This is a genomic window from Ponticoccus sp. (in: a-proteobacteria) (assembly GCF_048381735.1).
The window spans coordinates 879,467-905,058 of the sequence record NZ_JBLXGL010000001.1 but is presented as its reverse complement, the minus strand read 5'-3'; the positions used below and the strand labels follow the sequence as shown (position 1 = coordinate 905,058).

At 66.2% G+C, this 25,592-nt stretch carries 24 protein-coding genes and 1 tRNA gene; 16 read left to right on the top strand and 9 right to left on the bottom strand.

Features of this window, described 5'->3' with window-relative positions:
• Positions 1 to 30: 30 nt before the first annotated feature.
• Genes ACN5KJ_RS04325 through ACN5KJ_RS04300 form a run of 6 tightly spaced genes read left to right on the top strand, consistent with a single transcriptional unit; the run spans position 31 to position 5,690 of the window.
• The gene (locus tag ACN5KJ_RS04325) at positions 31 to 513 is read left to right on the top strand and encodes a TRAP transporter small permease (protein WP_418592199.1); all 483 of its coding nucleotides are present in this window, start codon (positions 31 to 33) and stop codon (positions 511 to 513) included.
• Complete coding sequence (locus ACN5KJ_RS04320) at positions 510 to 1,793, top strand: TRAP transporter large permease (protein ID WP_347167652.1); 1,284 nt, start codon at positions 510 to 512, stop codon at positions 1,791 to 1,793. The genes ACN5KJ_RS04325 and ACN5KJ_RS04320 overlap by 4 nt, the downstream gene beginning before the upstream one ends.
• On the top strand, positions 1,790 to 2,863 hold the full coding sequence (locus tag ACN5KJ_RS04315) for an alcohol dehydrogenase catalytic domain-containing protein (protein WP_418592198.1): 1,074 nt from the start codon (positions 1,790 to 1,792) through the stop codon (positions 2,861 to 2,863). Before ACN5KJ_RS04320 ends, ACN5KJ_RS04315 begins: the two co-directional genes overlap by 4 nt.
• Positions 2,860 to 3,876, top strand: a complete 1,017-nt coding sequence (locus tag ACN5KJ_RS04310; RefSeq protein WP_418592197.1) for a substrate-binding domain-containing protein — start codon at positions 2,860 to 2,862, stop codon at positions 3,874 to 3,876. The genes ACN5KJ_RS04315 and ACN5KJ_RS04310 overlap by 4 nt, the downstream gene beginning before the upstream one ends.
• On the top strand, positions 3,873 to 4,859 hold the full coding sequence (locus ACN5KJ_RS04305; RefSeq protein ID WP_418592196.1) for a PfkB family carbohydrate kinase: 987 nt from the start codon (positions 3,873 to 3,875) through the stop codon (positions 4,857 to 4,859). The genes ACN5KJ_RS04310 and ACN5KJ_RS04305 overlap by 4 nt, the downstream gene beginning before the upstream one ends.
• 3 nt (positions 4,860 to 4,862) lie before the next feature.
• A complete protein-coding gene (locus ACN5KJ_RS04300; protein ID WP_418592195.1) occupies positions 4,863 to 5,690 on the top strand; it encodes a class II fructose-bisphosphate aldolase in 828 nt (275 codons plus the stop codon).
• Positions 5,691 to 5,839: 149 nt separating this feature from the next.
• Here the strand turns inward: ACN5KJ_RS04300 and ACN5KJ_RS04295 are convergent, their stop codons facing one another.
• The 6 genes from ACN5KJ_RS04295 to ACN5KJ_RS04270 all read right to left on the bottom strand — a co-directional run bounded on the left by ACN5KJ_RS04295 (position 5,840) and on the right by ACN5KJ_RS04270 (position 9,732).
• Complete coding sequence (locus ACN5KJ_RS04295; protein ID WP_418592194.1) at positions 5,840 to 6,397, bottom strand: invasion associated locus B family protein; 558 nt, start codon at positions 6,395 to 6,397, stop codon at positions 5,840 to 5,842.
• Positions 6,384 to 7,373, bottom strand: coding sequence for a CsgG/HfaB family protein (locus tag ACN5KJ_RS04290; protein ID WP_418592193.1), 990 nt, complete (start codon positions 7,371 to 7,373; stop codon positions 6,384 to 6,386). The genes ACN5KJ_RS04295 and ACN5KJ_RS04290 overlap by 14 nt, the downstream gene beginning before the upstream one ends.
• 47 nt (positions 7,374 to 7,420) lie before the next feature.
• A complete protein-coding gene (locus ACN5KJ_RS04285) occupies positions 7,421 to 7,753 on the bottom strand; it encodes a curli assembly protein CsgF (protein ID WP_418592192.1) in 333 nt (110 codons plus the stop codon).
• Positions 7,754 to 7,788: 35 nt separating this feature from the next.
• Positions 7,789 to 8,343 (bottom strand): hypothetical protein, encoded by a 555-nt coding sequence (locus tag ACN5KJ_RS04280; protein WP_347167647.1) that lies wholly within the window; start codon positions 8,341 to 8,343, stop codon positions 7,789 to 7,791.
• 22 nt (positions 8,344 to 8,365) lie between these two features.
• The gene (gene csgH / locus ACN5KJ_RS04275; protein WP_347167646.1) at positions 8,366 to 8,731 is read right to left on the bottom strand and encodes a curli-like amyloid fiber formation chaperone CsgH; all 366 of its coding nucleotides are present in this window, start codon (positions 8,729 to 8,731) and stop codon (positions 8,366 to 8,368) included.
• 92 nt (positions 8,732 to 8,823) lie between these two features.
• Positions 8,824 to 9,732, bottom strand: coding sequence for a hypothetical protein (locus tag ACN5KJ_RS04270; RefSeq protein ID WP_418592191.1), 909 nt, complete (start codon positions 9,730 to 9,732; stop codon positions 8,824 to 8,826).
• Positions 9,733 to 10,555: 823 nt separating this feature from the next.
• Here ACN5KJ_RS04270 and ACN5KJ_RS04265 point away from each other — a divergent pair.
• Positions 10,556 to 11,227, top strand: a complete 672-nt coding sequence (locus ACN5KJ_RS04265; RefSeq protein WP_418592190.1) for a response regulator transcription factor — start codon at positions 10,556 to 10,558, stop codon at positions 11,225 to 11,227.
• Positions 11,228 to 11,569: 342 nt separating this feature from the next.
• On the opposite strand, the gene ACN5KJ_RS04260 is transcribed toward ACN5KJ_RS04265, so the two are convergent.
• Positions 11,570 to 13,048: a M81 family metallopeptidase gene (locus tag ACN5KJ_RS04260; protein ID WP_418592189.1), complete on the bottom strand. Its 1,479-nt coding sequence runs from the start codon at positions 13,046 to 13,048 to the stop codon at positions 11,570 to 11,572.
• A 20-nt stretch (positions 13,049 to 13,068) separates the two neighbouring features.
• Positions 13,069 to 13,956, bottom strand: coding sequence for a MurR/RpiR family transcriptional regulator (locus tag ACN5KJ_RS04255; RefSeq protein ID WP_347167640.1), 888 nt, complete (start codon positions 13,954 to 13,956; stop codon positions 13,069 to 13,071).
• 265 nt (positions 13,957 to 14,221) lie between these two features.
• Between ACN5KJ_RS04255 and ACN5KJ_RS04250 the strand changes: the two genes are divergently transcribed.
• From ACN5KJ_RS04250 to ACN5KJ_RS04210, 9 genes are all read left to right on the top strand, one after another.
• Entirely contained in the window at positions 14,222 to 15,547 is a 1,326-nt protein-coding gene (locus ACN5KJ_RS04250) for an aspartate aminotransferase family protein (protein ID WP_418592188.1), read from the top strand.
• 4 nt (positions 15,548 to 15,551) lie between these two features.
• Entirely contained in the window at positions 15,552 to 17,033 is a 1,482-nt protein-coding gene (locus ACN5KJ_RS04245) for a M81 family metallopeptidase (RefSeq protein WP_418592187.1), read from the top strand.
• Between the two features lie 36 nt (positions 17,034 to 17,069).
• Complete coding sequence (locus ACN5KJ_RS04240) at positions 17,070 to 18,650, top strand: ABC transporter substrate-binding protein (protein WP_418592186.1); 1,581 nt, start codon at positions 17,070 to 17,072, stop codon at positions 18,648 to 18,650.
• 105 nt (positions 18,651 to 18,755) lie between these two features.
• On the top strand, positions 18,756 to 19,700 hold the full coding sequence (locus tag ACN5KJ_RS04235) for an ABC transporter permease (RefSeq protein ID WP_206565999.1): 945 nt from the start codon (positions 18,756 to 18,758) through the stop codon (positions 19,698 to 19,700).
• Entirely contained in the window at positions 19,697 to 20,560 is an 864-nt protein-coding gene (locus ACN5KJ_RS04230) for an ABC transporter permease subunit (protein ID WP_206566000.1), read from the top strand. The genes ACN5KJ_RS04235 and ACN5KJ_RS04230 overlap by 4 nt, the downstream gene beginning before the upstream one ends.
• Positions 20,560 to 22,227: an ABC transporter ATP-binding protein gene (locus ACN5KJ_RS04225; protein WP_418592185.1), complete on the top strand. Its 1,668-nt coding sequence runs from the start codon at positions 20,560 to 20,562 to the stop codon at positions 22,225 to 22,227. Before ACN5KJ_RS04230 ends, ACN5KJ_RS04225 begins: the two co-directional genes overlap by 1 nt.
• Complete coding sequence (locus ACN5KJ_RS04220; RefSeq protein ID WP_418592184.1) at positions 22,224 to 23,096, top strand: carbon-nitrogen hydrolase family protein; 873 nt, start codon at positions 22,224 to 22,226, stop codon at positions 23,094 to 23,096. The genes ACN5KJ_RS04225 and ACN5KJ_RS04220 overlap by 4 nt, the downstream gene beginning before the upstream one ends.
• 1 nt (position 23,097) lies before the next feature.
• Complete coding sequence (locus ACN5KJ_RS04215; RefSeq protein ID WP_418592183.1) at positions 23,098 to 23,667, top strand: carboxymuconolactone decarboxylase family protein; 570 nt, start codon at positions 23,098 to 23,100, stop codon at positions 23,665 to 23,667.
• A 482-nt stretch (positions 23,668 to 24,149) separates the two neighbouring features.
• Positions 24,150 to 24,223, top strand: a tRNA-Gly gene (locus tag ACN5KJ_RS04210).
• 90 nt (positions 24,224 to 24,313) lie between these two features.
• On the opposite strand, the gene ACN5KJ_RS04205 is transcribed toward ACN5KJ_RS04210, so the two are convergent.
• The gene (locus tag ACN5KJ_RS04205; protein WP_418592182.1) at positions 24,314 to 25,417 is read right to left on the bottom strand and encodes an acetoin utilization protein AcuC; all 1,104 of its coding nucleotides are present in this window, start codon (positions 25,415 to 25,417) and stop codon (positions 24,314 to 24,316) included.
• Positions 25,418 to 25,592: the final 175 nt, after the last annotated feature.

Here is a 25,592-nt window from a genome sequence, read left to right as displayed (position 1 = left end):
GCCGCCCGGCACCATCCGAAGGAGGACACCATGCTTGGCACCCTGCGCAAGCTCACCGGCCTGATCGAGGAAAGCTGCCTGCTTGTCGCCTTCTGGGCGCTCGGCCTTGCCGTCTTCGCCCAGTTCTTCTTTCGCTATTTCCTCGACATGCCCCTTGGCTGGACCGAGGAACTGGCCCGCTATCTTCTGATCTCCGTGGCCTTCCTCGGCCTGCCGGTGGTGACGCGCCGGGGCGAACACATTGCCATCGACCTGTTCGTCGAGATGCTCCCCGTCACCGCCCGGCCCTGGCTGGAAGGCATCGCAGAGCTGATCCAGCTGGCCATCGTCGGCATCCTCGCCTGGCAGGCCTGGGCGCTTGCGCAGCTTTCGGGCCAGCAGATGAGTGCCATCCCGCTGCCCAAGTCGGTGATCTACTACGTCGTGTTCACCGGTCTCCTGCTGAATCTTGCCGCGACGCTGTTGCGCCTGGCCGACCGCCTGCGCGGTGTATCAACGGAGGTTCGCGCGTGACCGTCCTTTTCGTCGCCCTTGCCGTCCTGCTGGTGCTTCGGGTCCCTGTGGGCCTCGCCCTTGTCGGCGCCTCTATGGCCTACCTATTGCTGACCGAGGGCCTGGGCACACCGCAGGTGCTGTTCCGCATGATCAACGGGGTCGACAGCTTCACCCTGCTGGCCATTCCCTTCTTCGTCTTTGCCGGCGCGGTGATGAACGTCGGCGGGGTGACAGAGCGTATCTTCGGCTTTGCCAATGCCATGGTCGGCTGGATGAAGGGCGGGCTGGGCCATGTGAACGTGGCCGCCAGCGTGCTGTTCTCCGGCATGTCCGGCTCTGCGGTGGCCGATGTGGGCGGGCTGGGCGCGATCGAGGTGAAGGCGATGCGCGAGGCAGGCTATGACGATGACTTCTCGATCGGCATCACCGGCGCCAGCGCGATCATCGGGCCGCTGATCCCGCCCTCGCTGCCGCTTATCATCTATGGTGTCGTTGCCTCTGAATCCATCGGCAGCCTGTTTCTGGCGGGCATCCTGCCCGGTGTCCTGCTGGCGGGCTTGATGAGCCTGATGATCTTCGTCATCTCCTGGCGCCGCGGTTACAAGCCCAGCCTCGCCTTCAGCCTGCCGACCGTGCTGCAGCGTGGGCGCCGTGCGATCTTCCCGCTCTTTACGCCGGTTCTGATCATCGGCGGCATCATGACAGGCGTTTTCACACCCACAGAGGCCGCGGTGGCCGCCTCGGCCTATGCGCTGCTGCTCAGCGCGATCGTGTTCCGCTCCCTGAGCCTGCGGGACTTCACCCGGCTCAGCCGGGAAACCGCCACGACCAGCTGTTCGATCCTGATCATCGTGGCCGGATCGGCGATCTTTTCGTGGCTGCTGACCGCCAACAACGTCGCGCGGCTGGTACAGGACATGGTGACGGGCGTCACCGAGAACGCCTGGCTCTTCCTGCTGATCGTGGCCGTCGTCACGCTGGTGGTAGGCTGTTTTCTCGACATGATCGCCGCGATCACGATCCTTGTGCCAATCCTCCTGCCGACCGCAACCGCGCTGGGGATCGACCCGATCCATTTCGGCATCTTCTTCATGTTCAACCTGATGCTGGGCCTGCTCACCCCGCCGGTCGGAATGGTCATCTTTGTCCTTGCCAAGGTGGCAGACGTGACGCCGGGCTTCGTCAGCCGGAGCCTGCTGCTCTTTGCGGCGCCGCTCCTGCTGACCCTGTTGGCCCTTCTCTTCATCCCGGGGCTGAGCACCGCCCTGCCCGACTTCCTGAATGGAGGCTCCCAGTGACCGACTCCGCCCTGCTCGGCGCCGTTCTGCACGGACCGAAGGATCTTCGTCTCGAACCCGTCCCCGCCGAACCGCTTGGCCCGCGCGATGTACGCGTGACCCTCGGCGCGGCCGGGATCTGCGGCTCCGACCAGCACTACTACCACAACGCCCGGATGGGGAACTTTGTCCTGAAGAGCCCCTTCGCCCTTGGTCACGAGATGAGCGGCGACATCAGCGAGTGCGGCGCAGAGGTACAGGGTCTTGCCCCGGGCGACCGCGTGGTGATCGATCCGGCCCTGACCTGTGGCCAGTGCCCCGCCTGCCGCAGCGGTCGCGCCAACCTGTGTCACAAGGTGCGCTTCATGGGCTCCGCTAGTCATGACCCGCACCTCGACGGCGGGTATCGAGAAAGTTTCGTGGTCGAGGCGCGACGCTGCGTGCCGGTGCCGGGCGACACGCCGCACGACCTGCTGTGCGTGACAGAGCCGCTTTCGGTGGCCGTCCATGCGGTCGAGCGCGCCGGCCCGGTGCTGGGGCGCGACGTGGTGATCGCCGGGGCGGGCACCATCGGCGCGCTCATCGCAGCCGTCGTGCGCGCGGCAGGCGCGGCGCGGGTCTGCGTATCGGACCCCAGCGCCTTTCGCCGCGAGACCGCGTTGAGGATGGGGGCGACCGATGTGATGGACCCGGTCGCGGGCGACCTGGTGCCGGTGATCGACGCCCGCGGAGGCGCCTTCGACATCGCCTTCGAGGCTTCGGGCCATCCCGCGGCCTTCCTCGACATGGTGCGGATGACGCGGCGCGGCGGGCGGGCGGTGCTTGTCGGCATGATCCCCTCGCAAAGCTGCGAGGTGCCCTTCAACCAGATGACCGCGCGGGAGATCGACCTGATCTCGACCTTCCGGCAGAACGGCGTGTTCGAACGCTCGGCGCGGATGCTGGTGGACGGCATGATCGACCCGGGGCCGATCCTCACCGCGCGGTTTCCCCTCGCCGACGTGCTGGAGGCCTTTCGGGCATCCTTCCTGACCGAACAGCATATCAAGGTGCTGCTGACGGGTGGGGCCGGCCCTGGGGGCGCGGCGTGACGCAAAAGGTGACTGCCCTGGAGATCGCCACCCGGCTTGATGTGTCGCGCTCTACGGTGTCGCGCGCCTTCGACCCGATGTCGCGGATCTCGCCCGACGTGCGCCGCCGAATTCTGAAACTGGCCCACGAACTGGGCTATCGTCCGACCACCGCCGCCCGCCTGATGATGCGAGACTATCCGCATGTCATCGCGGTGATCGTGCGCGATGTGACCAACCCGGTGCGGGCCGGCATCATGAGCCGCCTGATCCGCGAACTGGAACGCGGCGGCACGCTGCCGCTGGTGTTTCAGGTGCCCAATGCCCGCAGCGCAAGCGCCCGGATCGAAGCGATCCTCAGCCACCTGCCCTCGGCCGTGGTGATGACAGGTTTCGTGCCGACCTCGAGCATGCTGACCCTGTGTTCGCAACGGGGGACGCCGACGCTGATCCTCAACAGGGGTGGGATCAAGGGGCTTGCCGCCAATTACGTCACCAGCGACCATTTCAGCGGCGGGCGCATGGCCGCCGCCGAACTGGTCGCGCGGGGGGCGCGAAAGATCGGCTTCGTCTCGGGCCAGGGTGGCAACGATCCGGATGCCAGCGCCGAGCGGCTGAGCGGCTTTCTTGCCGGTCTCGAACAGGCGGGCGTGGTGGCGATGGCCGCCTATGACGGCGACCACACCTATGACGCGGGCCGTCGCGCCGCGCGCGAGTTCTGCACCGCCCGCACGCGCCCCGACGGGGTGTTCTGCGGCAACGACCTGATGGCGATGGGCTTCAAGGATACAGCCGAGGAAGAGTTCGGCCTCACGGCTCCCTCGAACTACCAGCTGGTCGGTTACGACAACATCGAGACCGCAGGCTATCGCCCCTACCGGCTGAGCACCGTCGCGCAAGACATGGCGGCGGTGATCGCCGCCGCGGTACGCGGCATCAACGAACTGGTGGAAAAGCCCGAGAAGTCGATCCGGGTGACGGTTCCGGTCAAGTTCATTGCGCGCACCACGACAACAGAAAGGGTTCCCGAATGACCAGTCCGGAAAGCAGGCTGCGCTTCATCGTCGTGGGTCGGGCGGGGATGGATCTCTATCCCGAACCGGCAGGCACCAAGATCGCCGAGGCCGCGCAGTTCTCTGCCATGCTTGGCGGATCGGCGGCCAATATCGCCGCGGGTCTCGCGCGGCTTGGCGCTCAGGTTGACCTGATGACGGCGCTCTCGGACGATCCGGTGGGGCGGTTCTGTGCCGCCCGGCTGGACGCCTTCGGGATCGGCCAGCGGCTGATCAGCCGGTCCGGCCCCGAGACGCGCACCTCGCTTGCGCTGTCCGAGACCCTGATGGACCAGCATGAGACAGTGATCTATCGCAACGGGGCGGCAGATTTCGACCTTGGGGCGGATCTGCCGGACCGGATGGACCTGACCGGCCTTGCCGCGCTGGTTGTGACCGGCACCGCGCTTGCGCGCGAGCCGTCGCGCATGGTCACCCTGCGTGCCATCGCGCTTGCGCAGGAGGCAGAAGTGCCGGTGGTGCTTGACCTCGATTACCGGCCCTATTCCTGGGCCAGCGCCGAAGAGGCCAGCGAGATTTACACCGCCGCAGCACAGCACAGCAGCATCGTGGTGGGGAACGATCTGGAGTTTGCCGTGCTGCGCGGGGCATCCTCCCCGACCGCCGATCACGCCCGCACGCTTTGCCGCGAAGGGCCCGGGGCCTGCATCTACAAGATGGGGCAGGACGGCGCGATCACCTTCCACGCGGGTCAGGAACAAGCCAGCGGCATCTTCCCGGTCAGGGCGCTGAAACCCGTGGGAGCGGGCGATGCCTTCCTCGCATCGTTTCTCGTGACACGCTTCGCGGGCAGCGGGATGGACGAGGCCGTGCGCCGGGGGTCGGCCGCGGCCGCGCTGGTGGTGTCCCGACCGGGCTGCTCCGAGGCCATGCCGCGCGCCGAGGACGTCACCGCCTTCATGCAGGCCAACCGCATGACGATCCCCACCGTGATCGAGGCCTGACGCATGGCACTGGTAACCCTGAAAGAGGCGATGGACGCCATCCCGGCGCAGCGGGGCGCGCTTGCGGGCCTCGTGGTGTTGGGATGGGAAGATGCCCGGGCCTACGTGGCCGCCGCCGAACGCCTCGGCTGCCCGGCGGTGTTGCAGGCCGGACCCGGGTGCCGGGCCCATACGCCGCTGTCGGTCCTGGCAGAGATGTTCCGCGTCCTCGCCGAAGCGGCAGCGGTGCCCGTGGTGGCCCATCTGGATCACGGCAAGACCCCGGAAGAGTGCCTTGCCGCAATCGAGGTCGGCTTTTCCTCGGTCATGTATGACGGGTCGGCGCTGCCGCTGGCAGAGAACATCGAAAACACGGGTCGGGTGCTTGAAGCGGCCCGCCGCGCCGGGGTGAGCGTCGAGGCAGAGCTTGGCGTCGTCGGCTATGTGGGGGCCGCCCCCTCGGTCGGCACGGACCCCGACGAGGCCCGCCGCTTCATCGCGGCGGTGCCGGTGGATGCCCTGGCGATCTCGGCGGGAAACACCCACCTGAGCACATCCGACAGCGTGCCGGTGGATCTTGACGCGATCCGTGCCGTGCAGGCCGAGGTGCCCACGCCCCTCGTGCTGCACGGCGGCAGCGGCATCCCCCGCGCGCAGCGGCGACAGCTGGCGCTGGACACGCGCGTGATGAAAATCAACATCGGCACCGAGTTGCGACAGGCCTTCGGAGGGGCGCTGCGTGCGACCTTGAAAAGCGACCCGACGGTCTTTGATCGCAACGCGATCCTTGGCAGCATCATCGAGCCCTTGACAAAGGTGGCAGAAGACTCGCTGAGACAGCTCTGGGCCTGAGGCGCTGCTCCGTCGCAGGCGCGCCGCCCGCCAGCTGGCGCAGCGCGCCCTGCCCTGTTCAGCGGACGCCGGTCTTCATCCTGCCCGGAAAATCCGACCTCCGCATGCCCCCGGCATCGGGCCATGGACCGTCGCCATTGGCCCTGGTTTCAGTCGGGCGCGCTTTGCTCGGGCAGCGTGGACGGCGGCGTGATCTGCCCTATGCCGCTGCGAAAGCCGGCGAGGGAAATCGGTATCTGAAATCCGTTGCTGTTCGGCTGTGCAATGGTGATCGAGGCCGCGCTGCCCTGTGCCAGGCGCGCGATCAGCTCTTGTGAAAGCGGCGCTTCGACCAGACATCCCCGGGCAAGGCACCGGGACCAAGAGAACGCCTCTGCTGCCTCTCCATCGATGCTCAGAACCGGTTTGCGGGTCAGATCCGTTCCGAGGGGAAGCGAAAGCTGCAGGCGCAAAGCGCCCTCCGCCGGTGTCCATGCCAGGGCGACAACCATAGCCGCCACGTTGGGATCCTGCGTCAGCACCCTTTGGTAAAGCTGGCAGGCCCCGGGCTCGGGCTCGCCGGGCTGCACGCATTCGACCACCCAGTCGCCGATATCCTTGCGGCTGTTCCGGTCGAATTCCGCGCGTTCCTGTGCCGATGCCTGAGACGCCGCCAGAACGGCCAGGAGAGCCGCCGAAGCGAGGGCCGGACGCTTAGTGCGGCACATCGTTTTCGGCCAGCTGACGCGTTGAAAGGGCCGGAGCGTTTTCCATCGACGCGCGTGTGACGGTCCCCCTGATCGGAACGTTCTTTCCAGACGCGTTCACCAAGGCCAACCGCTGCTTTTGACGGGCGATCAGGCTTCGCTGGACCGCCGGGTCCTGGAACCCCCAAATGCCCTCTTCCGCGCCTTCCAGAAGCAGATCGTACACCGCCAGCTCGACCGCTTGCCGGACGGCAATGCCCGTCGGCTCGTTGACCGAATAGCCGGCATCCAGCTCCAGAAGCTCGTCTACGGCGACAAACCGGAAGGCCGAGACCTGATCCGAAACGGAGTAAATCGTCTTTTCTGTCTGTACCGAGGCAAGGACTTCGCCGGTCTGAACACTGACCGCGCGCAGGATGACCGAGATGCGATCACGCCGGTATTCGGCGTTGCTGCCGATCCCCAGGATCCGGGCCCCGAAGCCGCCCGTCAGAACATTGGTATCGTAGTCGATGACACCGCCGGAAACCATCAAACCCGCGAACCGCAACGGTAGCAGGGCCGAGCGCTGCAGTCCGCGATAGTTCTGGTTCGTTTGGTCGATCAACTGCCGCTCTGTCAGCAAGTCCTGAACATTTGCCCTTTCGACCACGTTGAACCATTGACCGTCGCCGACTTCGGTCAGCACATCGATCAAGACATCCGACATGCCCTGAGAAACGGCGCGGGAAAAACGCGTCAGAAAATCCGACTCTTCGTTCTGGCCGGTTTTGTCGTCGTACTTGTAGACGGCGACATCGATTTTCTTGCGTGGAGGCGGCAATTGCTGCAGTGCAAGACCAGTGTTCGTCGCGGGTGTCGAAAGCGGCGGAACAGCGTTTTCATCGAAACGTGTGCCGATTCCCTGAAGGCCTATCCCATCGCAGCCACTCAATGAAATCGCCAGGAGCGGGACCAGGGCCACCGCTTTTGACCGCATCAAAATTCCATGTCCCATACTGCTTCTGCCCTAACCTCTTGGTCCGCCGTTATCGACGGTCTGCTTTAGTTTGTGGAGCTCGAGTTATCTATTGAGAACCTGCCTGCATTGGATGCGGCGGCCGGTGCGGGTGGTGTTGGTGTCCCGCCAACGCCGCCAAGATCTATAACGATGGGAGGAAAGTTGATTTCGGGCGGTGCGTTTCCGCCGCCTCCTCCGCCCTGCTCGGCGAACTGGTTCTGAATCTGTGCGGTACCGATAAGATAACCAAATACGTCGGGATTTCCGCCGAATCCGGGGTTCAAGGGCTTGTAGACAAGATCGCCTGCCATTGCCGCCCCTGGACTCAGGATCAATGCCGCAGCGCCAATGCGGAGTAACATGTTGATTTTAATCATACCCGTTCCCCTTTCAGCCTCAGTGACGCTCCTGATTAATTAAGACGCACTACGGTACCCTCAGGGGCGTTTTTGATAACCACACCGCCACTGTAGCCCTCACCGGCCTGTCCGTATACAACCCGTGTGCCTTCGGAGTTGACGAGCGCTATGGAATTGTGAAGACTGTTGCCAATCTGCGCCACTGCAATACCGTTATTGGATCCGCCGACGATAGCGGCAGTTGAGGTATTGTTGCTTCCAATCTGAAGCTGGGCAATCACGCTTCCGGGCGAATCCTGAACAGCGGCGACCGCGTAATTTTCGGTGCCCGCCTGAAGAATGAATGCGCCTGCATTCTGGCTGTTCGTGATCGCCGTGGAGGCGCTGTTGTTTTCACCCCTTTGCGCGATCAATGTGCGCGCGCCGGATGCCGCAGAGCCGGAATTGCCCCCCGATCCTGTTTCAAGAACGGCTTTGCTCTGCCGGCTGGCGACAACTTCTTCCAAGGTCAGACCATTGTCGATCTGGAAGCCGAATTCTTGCGCGGACGCAGTGCTTGCGATGCCAAGAAGCATGGCGGCCACGATTGGCGGTCTGCTGACTTTCATGTCGAAGCCCTTCCGTGAGACGTTAACGTTCATAGGCGAGCGAGCAGGTGGTTTGCCGTTCGGCGCCCTCGATCTTGAGGCTGACGGCCAAACGGCTTCCTTTCGATAAATAAACCGTCGTTGACGATACGACAAGCATACCGTCCATACTTTGCCTGGCACCATCGAATTTTCCGCCCTGACGCGACAAAGAGCGGCTTCCCGCTTGGCGCGCCTCGACCGCCATGCTGTAGGTGCCGCTCGGCCATTGCGCGGCATCGACGACGCCCTGAAGCGTCACGAAGTTCCCGTCTTCCGACATTCTGATTATGCAGTTTTTCGACGGCACGCCTTCAAGCTGCGTTGACGTCAGCATGGGTAATTGAAGAAATACAATGAGAAGCAACATGTTACGCCCCTTCACCTGAAAGAATCCGAGGGCATCGCGATGATGCCCCCGAACACTGTCATACCGCTCCGTCCTGGCGCGGTGTCTTGGCCTCAGTTCTGCTGGTAGTTCACAGCTTCGTTGCTGCTGCCCAGCTGGACGATGGCCGAGGTGTTGTTGCTGCCGTACTGGACCGATGCGGCAGAGTTGAAGCTGCCGGGGCCAGAGCCGGGGGACGTGATCAGGCTGACGCCTGCCGGAAGCCCGTAGCTGCGCGTCGTTCCGTCGATCGCCGCAAGCGTGCCGCTGGTGCCGCCACCCTGGGAGATGAACGAGTTGTTGTCGTCCCCGATCTGCAGGTTCGCCGCGGTGTTGTCACCGTTGCTCTGAACGGTCACAGCCGTGTTGCGATCACCGAACTGACCGTTGGCGGCAATGTTGTCGTTGCCGGACTGCAGGATCAGCGAGGTGTTTTCGTTGCCGCTGGTTGCAGAGGCAGCACCGTTGTCGACGCCCTGCTGGACGATCGCCGTGTCGTTCATGTCACCCAGCTGCATGATGGCAGCTTCGTTGGACGCGGTTGTCTGGCTGATCAGGGCGTTGTTGTCGTTGCCCTGCTGCACGGTCGCCGATTCCTGACCCGAGCCGACCTGAACGTTGACGGCCTGGTTGTTGTTGCCGACCTGGAACTGCACGTTGGCATTCGCGGCCTGGCTGGTGACACCCACTGCGGCGGTGAAGCTGCCGCTGCCTGCGGAAAGGCCGTATGCGTTCACGGCCGCCTGCGCGGCATCGGCACCGGATCCGACATAGGCGTCAGCGGTTTCGTCAAGGCCGCCACCGGCAGTGTCGAGTGCTTCGGCATAGTTGCCGAACGAAGAAGTGTCCTGATCAGCAACGGCGGCAGTGCCGGAGGTGGCCGACGATTGGGTCGGGTCGGCTCCGGTCCCTGTCTGAGTTTGAGCGAAGGCCACGCCCGAAGACAGCAGCAGGGCCGAAGACATCATAAGTAGCTTTTTCATGGTGATAATCCTGTTAAATACTTGATCCGAACGATTGCAGGGCCTCGGGGGGCACATGTGCTGCCCAAGACGACCTGTTCCAAATTTATTCAGCTGATGGTGGATCCGATATTCCCGGGATCACCTACTTGGACGGGCGCCTCGGCTCACCGGATCACTGGATTGCCACCACCGATTCCCGGGCGTGGGCCCCAGGGACTAGGGGATTCCCGCGAGGCCGGGTGCGATGATCTGATGGAAATTGACTAGTTCCCCGATTCGCCCGCGGCGTCCAGGCGGGGAAGCGCTCTGCAAATGACTGTATCTGCGGAAAAAGTTAACACATTCTTGACAACCACTTGACCCCGAGTAAACTTGGTCACCAGTTGAGTAATATATAGTTATAATTCATTGGCTTTTTTGCCAGCCGCCTTGATCGAAAGAAGAGGCTCATGCACCAAGTAAGACTTTACTGTGGGGTGTTTTTTTTAGGATTCGCTCTTAGCGCATCGCCCGTTTTTGCCGATGACCGTGTTTATGTTGGGCAGGCGTCTGTTGCCAAGGGCAGTGTATACGTGTTGCAGGCATCCCAGATACAGGACCAACGGACCGTAAGACGCGCTGTGACCCAGCCGAGACGAACCGAACGCACCATTGTCCGCGCGGCACCCGCGCGCAGCACTCGGATTCTCGAACTGGCCGGAAGCGGAGTACCGAAGTTACCTGACGCACACATAGAAACCAATTGATATGCGACGCGCGCGAAGCGCCTTGTCTCTTCATGGAGGAGCTTATTATTGATTCATTTCAATCCTCATTGTGCTTTGGACAGGAGGAGGGGTTTATGCTGGATAGCGAGGTAAGTGAACTAGGAATTCTTGGTAACTATTTTTTAATCAACAGTGCCTTGGGAGTAATCGTTTCAGAGTTGGGCATACGCTATTCCACCTGCGAGAGTCCTTCGCAGGTTCCGACACACGCAAGCGTTGTTCTAATCAGCTTTGACGCGATCGATGACCTTCTTTCCGATATGGACGTTATTCTGAGCCGTTCGGACTCTCCGCCCAGGCTTATATTGTTTCCGCGTTTCAATGATATTCCCGTGAATCTGCCCAAACTTCCGAAAGAAGTCGCCGCGGTGGTACATCCCAAGATGGGCCACGCGGAAATCAAATCCATCATCATCCTGGTCATGGAGGGTCACAAGATTGTCCCGTTTGGCTCTCAGAACAACCCTCTGGCGAAGAACACGCTTGAGAACACCAAGATCACTCAGGAGGTGCTGACGCGGCGACAGCGCGAAATTCTTCGGGAAGTGGCCAAGGGGCAGACGAACAAGGAAATTGCCCGCAGCCTGAAAATCTCGACCAATACGGTCGAGGCGCATGTGTCGTGCATCATTCGCAAGTTGAATGTGCAGAACCGAACGCAGGCCGCCCTGGCGCTCAACGATCCGCTTCTTTCCGCTTCGGTTCCCGTTCGAACGGAAAGGGAGACACAGCGCCAACAGGCCTAGGTTGTAGAAGGGTTCGGATGTGAAGCCATCCGGGATCGGGTGCCCTCGATCCCCTCGTGCAAGCAAGCCTCGCCGTTCGAAGTCGCGCGGCGAACATGTCAGGTTTGTCCTGGTGCGCGCTGCCCGGGTGGCGCCACTGCCCTTGCGCGGGCGGCGGCCGCACCCGGCACGAAGCCCTGAACAGGCGTGCCGCGCCGCCCGAGAGCCCGGGGCTGACCCCCCCCCCCCCCCCCCGCCAAATCCGCATGCCGCGCCGGGAGGTTGCCCGCCGCGCGTCCCTTTGCCGCCCGATGCCGGTGTTGGCATCCCCGGGCAAGGCCCTGCGCCTCGCCCCCTTCGCGGTCAGGCGTAGAAGGCGGGCGGCACGTGGCGGTAGGGTAACAAGGACATATCCGCCGGCGCCACGCCGGGACAGTCGATGTCGTGGATCGGACCGCAGAGCGGCTCGAACCCCGCGCGGAAGTGGTTCTTCGCCTTGATGCCGAAGACCGCGATGCGGCTCAGGTCGATCCCGTGCAGGTCGCACCAGGCCGGGTCGTTGGCGCTTTGGCAGGTCTCGCTGACGACCACCTGCATCTGGCCCGCGCGCAGCACGGCGGTGCGCCCCATGTCGATCTCGCGCCCATATTCGAAAGGCCCCCGGTTGCGGAAACGGCCATCGGTCAGGCGCTCGACCATCCCGTGGAACGCGACCGGCGCCCCGAACTCGGGGGCGATGCGCCCGCCGAGGGTGCAGTCGATCGCCGCCCCCTCGCCCAGCCCATGCGCCCGCGCCACCAGGTCGGGATCGTAGAAGAAGCAGAACAGCATCGGCAGATCCGGGCCGCTCTCCATCATCGCCCGGAAAAGCGCCGTTGTGTCGCCGATCCCGCCCGACAACGGGTTGTCGGCGGTATCCACCAGGGTCACGGGCCAGCGAGCGCCCTGATCCAGCTGCCGGGAGGCGAGGGCCAGGCCCTCGCGGGGGCCGGGCAGCGAAACGCGGAAGGCCTCGCGCCGCGCCTGATAGCCGGCGGCCAGACGATCCAGCAGCGGCTCCGGCGCAAGGCCCCGATCATGGGTCACCGCCACGGCGGCCCGGGTGTTGGGGGTATCGGCATAGGTGAAACCACCGAAGAAGGTCACGTCCGCGACCCCTTCGGCGCCGCTTGCCTCCTGCCCGAGCGCCACCAGCTCGGCCATCGGTCCGGCCTCGGTGCGCATTCCGTGCGACAGCGGGGCGAAGTCCAGCTGGCGCAGCGCGACAGCGGGCCGCCTGCCCTGCTCGAAGGCGCGCTCCATCATGGTCAGCGCACGGTGCGCGGCGGCATCCATGTCGACATGGGGATAGGTGTGGTAGCCCGACAGGATGTCGACCGCCCCGGTCAGCGAGGGATCGAGGCAGGCGTGCATGTCCAGGCTGACCGCCAGCAGAGGCTCTGGCCCGATCGCCGCGCGCAGCGCGCGGATCAGGCTGTAGTCCGGCGACAGGTCGTCCTCGGCCACCATGGCCCCATGCAGCGACAGGTAGACGCCGTCCCAATTCTGGCCCGCAAGATCCGCAAGGATCTCGTCGCGGATCGCCGTCAACGCTTCGGTGGTGACCGGGCCAAGCGGCGGTGCCGAGGTGCAGCGCGAGGCCGTGACCTGCCAGTGCGGATGCGCGTCGAGGAAGCGCACCAGCCCGCCCAGTTCTGTCGCCGTGCCCCGGGCACCGGCCAGGGCCTCTTCTCCCCGCGTCCACTCACGGCGCCGGAAATCCTCCAGCCGTGTCGGGATCGGGTTGAAGGAATTGGCCTCGTGCCAGAGACGGGCAACGGCGATGCGGCGGGGCTGGGCCATGGGCGGTCCTTGGGTTTGGGTCAGATCCGGCGGCGCGGGATCGTGTTGGCGTAGATGTCGAGCGTCGCAAGATGCTGGTCGGCAGCCTGCAGGGCCTTCAGAGAGCCTTCGCGATCCCGCGCCGCGAGCAGCCCGCACAGGACCTCTGACACCGCCAGCGCCGGGGTCAGCGTGTGGAAGAAGGTGCGGCTTTCGGTCGAGCACAGGATGACCTGGTTCGAGATCGGGATCAGGGGCGAGACCTCGCTGTCGGTGATCGCCAGCACCGACAGGCCCTTCTCGCGCGCCAGCGCCGACAGGTCCAGCGACTGAACCGCATAGGGGCTGATCGAGATCACCAGAAGCACGTCCTCGGGCCCGGCGCGCAGCAGCCCGTCGGCCCCGGTGCCCGCGGGTCCGTCCAGATGCACCGTGCGGTCGCCCAGCAGGGTCATGACATAGTGGAAATGCCAGGCCACCGAATGGCAGGAGCGCAGGCCCAGAACATAGACCCGCCTTGCCCCTCCCAGGAGGTCCGCCGCCGCGTCCAGCCGGGCCAGCGACTCGGGTTCGCTCAGCCGGGCGATCTGCGCCGAAAGGCTTTGCAGCATGTCGTGCGCCAGCCCGCTGCCCGCCGGTCCGTGCTCTCCCTCGCGTTCGCGCGCACGGGCGGCGAAACCATCGGCCCGCAGCCGCAGCGCCTCGGAGAAATGGGTGCGGATGTCGTCGTAGCCGGCCAGATCCAGGAACTTCGCCAACCGGGTCATGGTCGCCGGTTGCACGCCGGCCTTGCGCGACAGTTCCCGCATCGAGACCAGCGCCACCTCCTGCGTGTTCTCGAGGATGTAGCGGGCGGCCTGCTGCAGTTGCGGCGACATCTCGTCAAAGCGGGCGACGATCCGGTCCCGCAGGGCATCCTTTTGCAACATTCGTTTCAGCCCCTGTCCTGATCCGTCCCTTTGTCTGCGCCTGATGGCCAGAGATGGCAATTTTTACTGTTGGGTTGACGCGGATCGACGCCACACCCGGAAGATTTGAACGTTTCATGAGCAAAACTCAAGTATCAACCGTTGCGTCGGATAATTTTTTGAAACATTTGTTGCACTGCGCATCAAGTCCTGCGACCAAGTGTCAGCCGCGGCCTGTTCCGCGATTCCCCTCCGGCCCCGGCCGGAACGCAGTATGGACGAGACCATGACCAGACTCCTTCACCGCAAGATCGGCGCCCCCCTGCCCCATGCCGTTTCGGGCCAGGGTGTGACGATCACCGATTCCGCCGGGCGCAGCTACATCGACGGATCGGGCGGTGCGGCGGTCAGCTGCCTTGGCCACGACCACCCCGAGGTGCTGGCGGCGATGAAGGCCCAGATGGAGCGGCTGTCCTACGCCCATACCTCTTTCTTCACCACCGATGCGGCAGAGGAACTGGCCGAGCGCCTGACCGCCCTGGCGCCGGATCCGCTGAACTGGCTGTACCTTGTGTCCGGCGGGTCCGAGGCGGTGGAGGCCGCGCTGAAGATGGCGCGCCAGTATTACGTAGAAATCGGCCAGCCGCAGCGCCGGCACATCATCGCCCGGCGGCAAAGCTATCACGGCAACACCATCGGCGCGCTTGCGGCGGGCGGCAATGCCATGCGCCGGGTGCAGTTCCAGCCGATCCTTCCCGAGACGCATCATGTGTCGCCCTGCTACCCCTATCGCGACAAGGGCCCGGACGAGACGCCCGAGACCTATGCCGCGCGGCTGGTCCAGGAGCTGGAACAGAAGATCGAGGAACTGGGCGGCGATCAGGTCATGGCCTTCGTCGCCGAGCCGGTGGTCGGCGCCACCATGGGCGCTGTGGCCGCCGTTGCCGATTACTTCCAGCGCATCCGCGCGCTCTGCGACCGCCACGGCATCCTGCTGATCCTCGACGAGGTCATGTGCGGCATGGGCCGCACCGGCAGCCTGTTCGCCTTCGAGCAGGAAGGCGTGGTGCCCGATATCGTGACCATCGCGAAGGGCATGGGCGGCGGCTACCAGCCTGTCGGCGGCGTGCTGCTGTCGCAGCAGATCTACGAGGCCTTCCGCGACGGCTCTGGCCTGTTCCAGCACGGCCACACCTATATCGGCCATCCGATCGCCACTGCCGCCGCCAACAAGGTGGTCGAGATCCTCACCCGCCCGGGCCTGATGGATCAGGTCACCCACCTTGGCACGCGGTTGCAGGCGGGGCTTGATGCCGCGCTGGGACAATCCCCCCACGTCGGCGACATTCGCGGGCGCGGCCTGTTCCGGGGCATCGAGATCGTGTCCGACAAGGACGACAAGATCCCCTTCGACCCGGCGCGCAAGATCCATGCCAGGATCAAGGCAGAGGCTATGGCCGAGGGCCTGCTGTGCTACCCCATGGGCGGCACCATCGACGGGGTGCACGGCGATCACGTGCTGCTGGCCCCGCCCTACATCTGCACCGAGGACGAGATCGATCAGATCGTCGAGCGCCTCGCGCGGACCATCCGCCGCGTGACCGAAGGCTGACCCGATGACGCGCCGGATTGCCTTTGCCGGGTTCAACCTGGAATCCGTCACTGCCGTGCCGCAGGTTTCGACCCGGGCGGATTTCGAGCGGGCCTGCTTTCGCGGTGCGGAGATCCCGGCGCAATACCGCGGCAGCAACACGGTGGCGGGCGGCGTGCTCTCGGTGCTGGACGCGGCGGGCGCCGAAATGGTGCCGCTGTTCCACAGCCTGCTGGGCGCCCTCGGCCCCGCCGCGGATGACGCCGTCACCGCCTTTGCCGATGAGCTGGTGCAGGGCCTGCGGGACGCGGGGCCGCTGGACGGGCTGGTCCTTTACCTGCACGGGGCCTGCTGGGCCCCGGGGTTTCCGGACGTGGAGCGCTACATGATCGAGCGCGCCCGCGCCGCCTGCCCGGATCTGCCGATCTCGGTGCCGCTGGATTCCCACGGCAATGTCGACGCGGCGACCTTTGCCGCCGCCGATATCGCCGTGGCCTACCGCCATTCCCCCCATATCGACATGGGCGAGACCGGCGAACGCGCCACCCGCGCGCTGCTGCGGATGATCGAGACCGGCGAACGGCCCGGTCTCGCCGTGGCCCAGCCCGGCGTGGTCATCCCCTCGATCCTCTCGGCCACCGCGCTGGAGCCGCTGGCCAGCCTGATCGCCATGGCCCGGGCCGAGGAATCCTCGGGCGATTGCGACATCTCGTTAATGGGCGGCTTTGCCTATGCCGACAGCGCCAATACCGGCATGTCGGTGATCTGCCTCGACTGGCAGGGCCAGCAGGCGGCGCAGGAGAAGGCCACGAGGCTCTCAGCCGCGCTGCAGGCCGCCCGTGCCGCGCTCTCCGATGCGATCCCGATCTGGCAGATGGACGCGGCCATTGCCGAGGCGGCGCGCCTGCGCGGCAGCGGCGCGCCGGTGGTGATCCTGGAGCATGCCGACCGGATGAACGACAGCACCCACGGGCTGCGCGCCGTCCTCGACGCCGATCTGGGCCGGGTCATGGTGCCCTTCCTTCTGGATCCCGGCAGCGCCGCGGCGGCCCATGCTGCCGGGGCCGGTGCAGAGATCACGCTGCAACTTGGCGGCAAGAGCGCGCCGGAAACCGGCGGCCCGCTGGAGCTGACCGCCCGCGTCCTCTGGACCGGCGAGAAACGCTTCAACGTCTCGGGCCGCTACCAGCAGGGGGCGCCGGTCGATCTGGGCCTAACCGCGCTTGTCGAGGTCGGGCCGGTGCGGATCTCGATCACCTCGCATTTCGCCTTCGCGGTGGATGGCGACCCCTTCTTCATCTTCGACGAGCGGCCAGAGGACTACGACGTGATCCTGCTGCGCTCGAAGACCCATTTCCGGGATTACTACACCCCGCTGGCAGCGGCGATCCTGGTCACGGATACCCCCGATCTGGGCCCCGCCGACGTGCGGCTGGTCCCCTATACCCAGCTCGACACGGGCCGGGTCTATCCCTGGTGCGCCGATCCGGCGGACCCAACCGAATAACAACAAGAAACTGACCCACCAACACGGAGAACGACAATGACCTTCCACTCGCTGAAGTCCCTCGGCATGGCCGCCATTCTGGCGGGCAGCGTGGCCCTGCCCGCCTTTGCCGAAACCACCCTGACCGCCGTCATGCAGGCGCCGCTGCGCTCGCTCGACCCGCACCTCAGCACCGCGCAGATCGTCCGCACCCACGGTTTCATGGTCTTCGAGACCCTGCTGGGCATGGATGACAGCTATCAGCCGCAGCCGCAGATGGCCGATTACACCGTCTCGGACGACATGCTGACCTATACCCTGACCCTGCGCGACGGGCTGATGTGGCACGACGGCACCCCGGTCACCGCCGAGGACTGCGTCGCCTCGCTGATGCGCTGGTCGCAAAGCGACGGGTCCGCCAAGACGATGATGGAGTTCGTCGACAGCATCGAGGCCACCTCGGACAAAGAGCTGGTCATCTCGATGAAATCGCCCTTCGGCCCGGTGCTGGAACTGCTGGCGAAACCTTCGCCCATTCCCGCCTTCATGATGCCGAAGCGCCTCGCCGACACGCCGGTGGGCGAACAGATCCCCGAGGTCATCGGCTCGGGCCCGTTCAAGTTCGTGGCCGAGGCCTACCGCCCCGGCGATCAGGCGGTCTACGTGAAGAACGAGGACTACGTGCCGCGCGAAGAGCCCGCCAGCTGGACCGCGGGCGCCAAGGTGGTGAACGTGGACCGCGTGGTCTGGCAGGCGATGCCCGACATGCAGACCTCGATCAACGCGATCCAGTCGGGCGACGTGGACCTGATCGAACAGGTCACCATCGACCTGCTGCCGCTGCTGGCCATGAACGACGAGGTCGACACCGGCATCCTGAACCCGCTGGGCGCGCAGGTAACGGGCCGTTTCAACCACCGCCTGCCGCCCTTCGACGATCCGCAGGTCCGCAAGGCGGCGATGTATGCGCTGGATCAGGAAACCCTGATGCAGACCGCGATCGGCAATGCCGAATACTACCAGCTCTGCGCCTCGATCTACGGCTGCGAGGTGCCGCTGGCCTCTGACGCGGGCGCGGAATACCTCGAAGGCTCGGCGGACGAGCGGATGGCCAAGGCGCAGGAACTGCTGGCGGCCTCCGACTATGACGGCACGCCGGTGCTGATGATGCAGCCCACCGACCTGACCGTGCTGACCACCCAGCCCATCGTCGCCGCAGAGCGGATGCGCGAGGCGGGCTTCACCGTCGATGTCGCCTCGATGGACTGGTCGACCCTGCAATCGCGCAAGAACGGCTGGCAGCCGGTCAGCGAGGGCGGCTGGAACTTCTTCTTCACCTACTGGGGCGTCGCGGGCATCTGGAACCCGCTGGTGCATTCGCTGATCAACGGGTCGGGCGATGACGACACATGGGCCGGCTGGCCCGTCAACGCCCGCATGGAAGAGCTGCGCGCCGACTACCTGACCGCCGGCACCCTCGACGAGCAGAAAGTGATCGCCGAAGAGGCCCAGCAGATCGCCTGGGACGACAGCTTCTACTTCAACGCGGGCGAGTTCAAATCCGTCGCCGCCTGGCGGACCGAGCTGAAGGACATCCAGTCCGGCCCGATCACCCTGTTCTGGGGCGTCGGCAAGTAACCTTACCCCCAACCGGGCGGGCGGCTTTTTCCTAGCCGCCCGCCCCTTTTCCATTCCTTCGCCCCTGCGCGCGCGCCCGCGCCGCCCCTAGCCCCGGAGGCCACGATGCTCAGCTATTTCCTGCGTCGGCTGCTGATGGCGATCCCCGTGATGTTCTTCGTCGCGGTCTTCGTCTTCCTGCTGCTGCGCCTCACGCCCGGCGATCCGGCCCAGGCCATTGCCGGGGATCAGGCCTCGCTTGCCCAGCTGGAAGCGATCCGCGACAGCCTTGGCCTGAACGACCCGCTGTCGGTGCAATTCCTGACCTGGATCGGCAACATGGCGCAGGGCGATTTCGGTCGCTCGCTGATTTCCGACCGACCGGTGCTGGAGATGATCGGCCAGCGCCTTGGCCCGACCGTCGCACTGGCACTGGTGGCCATGGCCCTGACGCTGATGATCGCCCTGCCCATGGGCGTGCTGGCCGCCTGGCGTCACGGCGGCCTGACCGACCGGCTGGTCATGGCGGTCTCGGTCATCGGATTCTCGGTGCCGATCTTCGTCATCGGCTACGTGCTGATCGGGGTCTTCGCGGTGAACCTGCGCTGGTTCCCGGTGCAGGGCTACAAGGCCCTGTCCGAGGGCATCGGCCCCTTCGCGCATCGCATCTTCCTGCCCGGTCTCGCGCTGGCCTCGATCTACATCGCACTGATCTCTCGGATGACCCGGGCCTCTATGCTGGAGGTCCTGCGCGAGGACTACGTCCGCACCGCCCGCGCCAAGGGCCTGCCCGAGGGCATCGTCCTCTTCCGCCACGCCCTGCGCAATGCCGCGATCCCGATCCTGACCGTGATCGGCACCGGCTTCGCCATGATGATCTCTGGCGTGGTGGTGACCGAAACCGTCTTCAACATCCCCGGCCTTGGGCGGCTGGTCGTCGATGCCGTGCTGGCCCGCGACTACCCGCTGATCCAGGCGATCATCCTGCTGACCGCCGGGACCTACGTGCTGATCAACCTTCTGATCGACCTGTCCTACGCGCTGACCGACCCGAGGATCCGCTACCAATGAGCCAGACCCCAAGCGCCTCCGCCGCATTGCGCAAGCGGCTTCTGGAAACGCCGCCGCACTGGACCACCCTGCTGGCGCTGGCGGTGCTGCTGGCGATCGTCGCCATGGCGCTCTTTGCGCCGCGCCTCGCCAACTTCGCCCCGACCGAGCTGAACGCCATGATGCGGTTGAAGCCCGCGGACGGCACCTACTGGATGGGCACCGACAGCTTCGGGCGCGACCTTTATTCCCGCGTGATCTACGGCGCGCGCGTGTCGCTGATGGTCGGCGCGGGTGTCGCCGTCGGCGCCATTGTCATCGGTCTTCCGCTGGGGCTGCTGGCGGGCTGGTTCCGCGGGCTGGACGCCGTGCTGATGCGCGCCATGGACGGGCTGATGGCGATCCCGGGCATCCTGCTGGCCATCGCCATCGTCGCCCTGACCGATGCCGGGCTGACCACCGTGATCATCGCCATCATGCTGCCCGAAATCCCGCAGGTGGTGCGGCTGGTGCGCTCGCGCGTGCTGGCCACCCGGTCGGAAACCTTCGTCGAGGCCGCCGTGCTGCTGGGCACCCGACCGATGCGGATGATCTGGCGCCACCTGCTGCCCTCGACCGTTGCGCCGCTGATCGTGCAGGGCACCTACATCTACGCCTCCGCCATCCTGACCGAGGCCGCCCTGTCCTTCCTGGGCGTCGGCATCGGCACCGAGACCCCGACCTGGGGCAATATCATGGCCGAGGGGCGCCTTTACTTCGCGCTGAACCCCTGGCTGGTCTACTGGCCCGCCATCGTCCTGTCGCTGTGCATCCTGTCGATCAACCTGCTGGGCGATGCCCTTCGTGACCGGCTGGACCCCAAGATGAAAGGCCGTTCGTGATGAGCACTTCCCAATCCGGCCAACCCGTCCTGTCGGTCCGCGACCTGCGCGTCGCCACCATGGGCCGCCGCCCTGCCGAGATCCTGAAGGGCCTCTCCTTCGACATCGCCCCGGGCGAAACGCTCTGCCTCGTGGGCGAAAGCGGCTCGGGCAAATCCGTCACCTCGCTGGTCACCATGGATCTGCTGCCGCGCGGCGAGTTGCAGGTGACGGCGGGCCGCGCCGCGCTGAACGGCGAGGATATCATCACCGCGACCCCGGCCCGGACCAAGGCCCTGCGCGGGGCCGAGATGGCGATGATCTTCCAGGAGCCGATGACGGCGCTGAACCCCGTCCTGTCCATCGGGCTGCAGATGGACGAGATCTACAGGGCCCACACCCGCATGCGCGGTCCCGAGCGCAGGGCCGCCGCCATCGCCGCCTTCGAAAGCGTCCACCTGCCCGACCCGCCGCGCATCTATGACAGCTATCCGCACCAGCTTTCGGGCGGCCAGCGACAGCGCGTGATGATCGCCATGGCGCTGGCCCTGAAACCCAAGCTCTTGATCGCGGACGAGCCGACCACCGCGCTGGACGTGACCACCCAGAAGCAGATCCTGGAACTGATCCGCAATCTGCAGGACGAAATGAACACGGCTGTCCTCTTCATCACCCATGACATGGGCGTCGTGGTGGATATCGCCGACCGGGTCTGCGTCATGCGCCACGGCGAAGTGGTGGAAACCGGCACGACAGAGCAGGTCCTGAGCCAGCCGAAGGCGCAGTACACCCGCGACCTTCTGGCTGCCGTGCCCGCCCTGACGCCCCGCGCCGCGCGGGTGCAACCGGCCCCGGACCATGCGCTGGAGCTGGTCGATGTCAACAAGGTCTTCGAGTTCCGCTCGTTCCTCAGCAAGATGATGCGCCGCCCCGGCCACCGGGTGCAGGCGGTGCGCGACGTCAGCTTCCGCCTCGACCGCGGTCGCACCCTTGGCATCGTCGGCGAAAGCGGGTCCGGCAAATCCACCGTCGCCCGCTGCGTGCTGCGGCTGGAGGATCCCAGCTCGGGCGCGATCCTGGTCAACGGCCATGACATCGCCCCGCTGGAGGGCCAGAAGGCCCTGGCCCCGGCCCGGCGCGCGGTGCAGATGATCTTCCAGGACCCGAACCGCTCGCTCAACCCGCGACTGACCACCGGCGACAGCCTGATCGAGGGCGCGCTGAACGCGGGCGAACCGCGCGCCGAGGCGCTGGCCCGCGCGGCGGAGCTGCTGGAGGTCGTCGGCCTGCCGCGTGATGCGCTCAGCCGCTACCCGCACCAGTTCTCGGGCGGGCAGCGCCAGCGCATCGCCATCGCCCGCGCCCTGATGATGTCGCCCGACGTGATCGTCGCGGACGAGGCGGTCTCGGCGCTGGACGTTTCGGTGCAGGCGCAGGTGCTGGATCTGCTGGCCGAGGTGCAGGCCAAGCGCAACCTTGCCATCCTCTTCATCACCCATGACCTGCGGGTCGCGGCGCAGATCTGCGACGACGTGATGGTGATGCGGCGCGGCGAGGTTGTGGAATTCGGCACGGCGGGGCAGGTTCTGGCCGACCCGCAGCACGACTACACCCGCGCCCTGCTGGACGCCGCCCCCGGTCGCGACTGGGATTTCGCCAAAGGTTGCCGCATAACGGAGCCCGCATGATAGCCGCCCATCTGGTCCAGTTCGACGTCGCCCCGCTTGACCCTGCGCGCAACTTCGCCCGTATGGCCGAATTCATCCGCGCCGAGGCGGCGGCGGGCGCCGACCTGATCCTCTTCCCCGAGCTGTCCAACACCGGCTATGTCGAACCGCTGGTGCCCGGCGGCCCCTTCGTGTCGGCGGTGCCGCACTACGGCGAAGCGCTCTGCGCCGCCTGCGCCGAGCCCGGGGGCAAGGAGATCGCCGCGCTGGCCGCGCTGGCCGCCGAGCTGAACGTGACCCTTGTCGCGGGCCTCGGGCTGCGCGACGCGCGGCTGGCGGGGGTGATCCACAACGCCTCTGTCCTGATCACGCCGGAGGGGGTCGCGGGCCATTACGTGAAGACCCATCAATGGCAGACCGAGAAGCTTTACTTCGCCCCCGGTGACGCCCTGCCGGTCTTTCCGGCGCTTGGCACCCGGCTGGGGATGCAGATCTGCTACGACATCCGCTTTCCCGAAGTGACACGCGCCCTTGCCGCGCAGGGGGCCGATATCGTCACCTCGGCCTGGGCGTCCTTCGGCGCCGATAGTGCCCCGGTGGCGGACGAGGACCTTTTCGTGCATCGCGCCTATACCCGCGCCGTCGAGAACGGCGTCTTCTTCCTGTCCTGCAACCGCGTCGGGGTGCAGGGCGACCAGCGGTTCTTCGGCCGCTCCTGTGCCCTTGCGCCCGACGGTCGCGTCCTGGGCCGTCTGGACCATGACCGCGAGGATGTGCTGCGCGTCGCTCTCGACCTCGCCGAGGTGGCCCGCTACCGCAGCTTCACCGGGATCTGGGCGGACCGCCGCCCCGACCTCTATGCCCGCACCCTCGGCCCCGGGAAGGACTGACATGACCGACAGCCCCTGCCCGCCCCTGTCAGACGCCGATTGGCCCGAAGAGATCGCCGCCCTGCGCGACGGGTTCGCCGGACAGCTGAACGTCTATCGCACCATGGCCCATCATCCGGCGCTGCTGCGCGCCTGGGCGCCGCTGCGCCAGCACGTGGTGAAGGACAGCGCCCTTGGCCCGATCCGCTCCGAGGTGGTGATCCTGCGCACCGGGGTCCGGCTGGGATCCTCCTACGAGTGGCAGCAGCACGTCAGCCGGGCGCGCAAGCTGGGCATGTCCGACACCCGGATCGCCGCGATCAGGGACATGCCGGTCGGCGCGACTGGTCCCGAGGGTGAAGACGGGGGTGAAGACGGGCTGCTCGTCCGCGCCGTCGATGCCCTTCTGGACGCGCGTTGCCTGTCCCCCGCACAGGAGGCAGAGCTGGCTGCCGCCCTCGGCCGCCCCGCCGTCATCGACCTGATTGCCACGGTCGGTTTCTATTCGGTTCTCGGCTACCTCCTGATGACCTACCGCACCCCGCTGGATGACGACATCGCGCGGGAACTGGACGCGGACCCGGCCCCCTGAACGGGGCCACAGCGGCCCCTGCCGCCAAGCCCCCCCTTTTAAAGGGCCGCCCAGGGCACCGGCGGCCCCTTCCCGGTCAGAAGCCACCTGCCCGCATGTTCAGGGTAAGCCCGCAGGTATGAAGGTTTCGTTACCGGATGTTCAGGCGCGGCGCAGGCGCGCGTCATCACGCCGATCCGGACACCGCCTGAGCGCCCGCATGTCTCTGCCGAAACGATCCGCTCGGCTGCCAACCCGCGCTTGTCCCCGCCTTCCGCGCGACCGCCTCGGCTTGAAGGATACCGGCCGCCACGGAGTGAGCGGAGCGCGCCGCCTGAGCGCCGCATTGGCGGCTCCCCTCTTTGCCAGGTGGCGCACACCCTCTCTAACCATCTGGATTCGCTGCGTGAATTCCACACCCCCGTTTATGCATGAAGGCCTCTCAGCCACGGCAACGAAGAGCCTTGTGGAAACGCTCGGCTTGGTGCTATCAGAACAGCGCGGCGGGTGTAGCTCAATGGTAGAGCAGTAGCTTCCCAAGCTAACGACGAGGGTTCGATTCCCTTCACCCGCTCCATTCCCCCTCCCGAGAGCCCGAACCGCCGGTCACAGGCCCGGGCCGGTCATGGCTGCCCGGCGCGGCTTTTCACGCCGAATCGTCGCCCCTTCAGGCCAGCCGACCCGCCAGCTGCCGGATCGCCGCCCGCAGCTCGTCGCGCAGCGGGCCGGGCCGGGGCGGGTCGGCGAGCGTCGTCAACAGGGCCGGGGCCGGGCCACCCCGGCGCGACCAGCGCAGGGCGCCCAGCACCGCGCGGGCCGGGTCCGGCAGGACCTCGGGAATGGCGAAGCCGGCCAGCTCTGCCCAGACCCCGGCCCAGCAGCGCGCCACGGACCACGGGTTGTAGCCGCCGCCGCCCGAGACGATCAGCCGGGGCGCCAGGGGCCGCAGCGCCCGGACGGCCAGGCGGTGCGCGTTGTTCGACAGGGCCAGCCGCGAGAGCGGATCCTCGGCCAGCGCGTCGGCGCCGCATTGCAGGTAGATCGCATCCGGCGCGAAACCCGCGACCGCGGGCAGGATGACGCCGTCGAGCGCGGCCTCGAATTCGGTATCGTTGAAGCCGCGCGGCACCGGCAGGTTGATCGCCGCGCCCCCCGCCGTATCGTCAAGCGCGCCGGTGAAGGGCCAGCGCCGGGCCTCGTGGACCGAGATCACCCGCACCCGGGCGCTGCCGTGAAAGGCCGCCTCGACGCCGTCGCCGTGATGGGCGTCGATATCGACATAGGCCACGCGGTCCAGACCCATTTCCAGCAGGCGCAGGATCGTCAGCACCGGCTCGTTCAGGAAGCAGAAGCCCTCGGCGCGGTCGGGCATGCCGTGATGGGTGCCGCCGCCGGGGTTGTAGACGGCGCCGCCCCGGGCCACCAGTTCCGCCGCCAGCAGCCCGCCGCCCACCGCCGTGGCGGGCCTGCGGAACATCTCTGCAAAGACCGGATTGGACAGGGTGCCGAGATTGTGCCGGTCCCGCACCGCGTCAGAGACCGCCTGCTCGGCCTCGGCCCGGCGCAGGGCCGCCACGTAGGTCTGGGTGTGAAAGCGCGTCAGCGCCTCGGGCTTGGCGCGGGGCGAGGTGCGGTAGCGCCCGGGCGGCAGCCAGCCAAGGGCGCGGCACAGGTCGGTGACGGCCGGCACGCGCTGGATCGAAAGCGGGTGGCGCGGCCCGTAGACAGAGCCGCGGTAGATGGCCGACCCGATGAATTGCACCTGCCTCATGGTCCCGGCCTACAGGCTTTCCGCCCCCCGTTGAAGCAGGCCTTGCGTGTTTTCACGGAGAGGCGGGCAACGCGCCCTCGGCCCCGGGCGACGACGGCAGGCAGGACCGGGCCCGAGGGCTTCCGGGCACGCCACCAGCGCAAAGTCGGCGGGGTCTCGGCGAGGATTGTATACG

Bases quoted from the DNA above. Each gene is read 5' to 3' on its own strand.
- ACN5KJ_RS04325 (WP_418592199.1), top strand. From the start codon at position 31: ATGCTTGGCACCCTGCGCAAGCTCACCGGCCTGATCGAGGAAAGCTGC.
- ACN5KJ_RS04305 (WP_418592196.1), top strand. From the start codon at position 3,873: ATGACCAGTCCGGAAAGCAGGCTGCGCTTCATCGTCGTGGGTCGGGCG.
- ACN5KJ_RS04300 (WP_418592195.1), top strand. From the start codon at position 4,863: ATGGCACTGGTAACCCTGAAAGAGGCGATGGACGCCATCCCGGCGCAG.
- ACN5KJ_RS04295 (WP_418592194.1), bottom strand. From the start codon at position 6,397: ATGTGCCGCACTAAGCGTCCGGCCCTCGCTTCGGCGGCTCTCCTGGCC.
- ACN5KJ_RS04290 (WP_418592193.1), bottom strand. From the start codon at position 7,373: ATGGGACATGGAATTTTGATGCGGTCAAAAGCGGTGGCCCTGGTCCCG.
- ACN5KJ_RS04285 (WP_418592192.1), bottom strand. From the start codon at position 7,753: ATGATTAAAATCAACATGTTACTCCGCATTGGCGCTGCGGCATTGATC.
- ACN5KJ_RS04280 (WP_347167647.1), bottom strand. From the start codon at position 8,343: ATGAAAGTCAGCAGACCGCCAATCGTGGCCGCCATGCTTCTTGGCATC.
- csgH (WP_347167646.1), bottom strand. From the start codon at position 8,731: ATGTTGCTTCTCATTGTATTTCTTCAATTACCCATGCTGACGTCAACG.
- ACN5KJ_RS04270 (WP_418592191.1), bottom strand. From the start codon at position 9,732: ATGAAAAAGCTACTTATGATGTCTTCGGCCCTGCTGCTGTCTTCGGGC.
- ACN5KJ_RS04265 (WP_418592190.1), top strand. From the start codon at position 10,556: ATGCTGGATAGCGAGGTAAGTGAACTAGGAATTCTTGGTAACTATTTT.
- ACN5KJ_RS04260 (WP_418592189.1), bottom strand. From the start codon at position 13,048: ATGGCCCAGCCCCGCCGCATCGCCGTTGCCCGTCTCTGGCACGAGGCC.
- ACN5KJ_RS04255 (WP_347167640.1), bottom strand. From the start codon at position 13,956: ATGTTGCAAAAGGATGCCCTGCGGGACCGGATCGTCGCCCGCTTTGAC.
- ACN5KJ_RS04250 (WP_418592188.1), top strand. From the start codon at position 14,222: ATGACCAGACTCCTTCACCGCAAGATCGGCGCCCCCCTGCCCCATGCC.
- ACN5KJ_RS04245 (WP_418592187.1), top strand. From the start codon at position 15,552: ATGACGCGCCGGATTGCCTTTGCCGGGTTCAACCTGGAATCCGTCACT.
- ACN5KJ_RS04240 (WP_418592186.1), top strand. From the start codon at position 17,070: ATGACCTTCCACTCGCTGAAGTCCCTCGGCATGGCCGCCATTCTGGCG.
- ACN5KJ_RS04235 (WP_206565999.1), top strand. From the start codon at position 18,756: ATGCTCAGCTATTTCCTGCGTCGGCTGCTGATGGCGATCCCCGTGATG.
- ACN5KJ_RS04230 (WP_206566000.1), top strand. From the start codon at position 19,697: ATGAGCCAGACCCCAAGCGCCTCCGCCGCATTGCGCAAGCGGCTTCTG.
- ACN5KJ_RS04225 (WP_418592185.1), top strand. From the start codon at position 20,560: ATGAGCACTTCCCAATCCGGCCAACCCGTCCTGTCGGTCCGCGACCTG.
- ACN5KJ_RS04220 (WP_418592184.1), top strand. From the start codon at position 22,224: ATGATAGCCGCCCATCTGGTCCAGTTCGACGTCGCCCCGCTTGACCCT.
- ACN5KJ_RS04215 (WP_418592183.1), top strand. From the start codon at position 23,098: ATGACCGACAGCCCCTGCCCGCCCCTGTCAGACGCCGATTGGCCCGAA.
- ACN5KJ_RS04205 (WP_418592182.1), bottom strand. From the start codon at position 25,417: ATGAGGCAGGTGCAATTCATCGGGTCGGCCATCTACCGCGGCTCTGTC.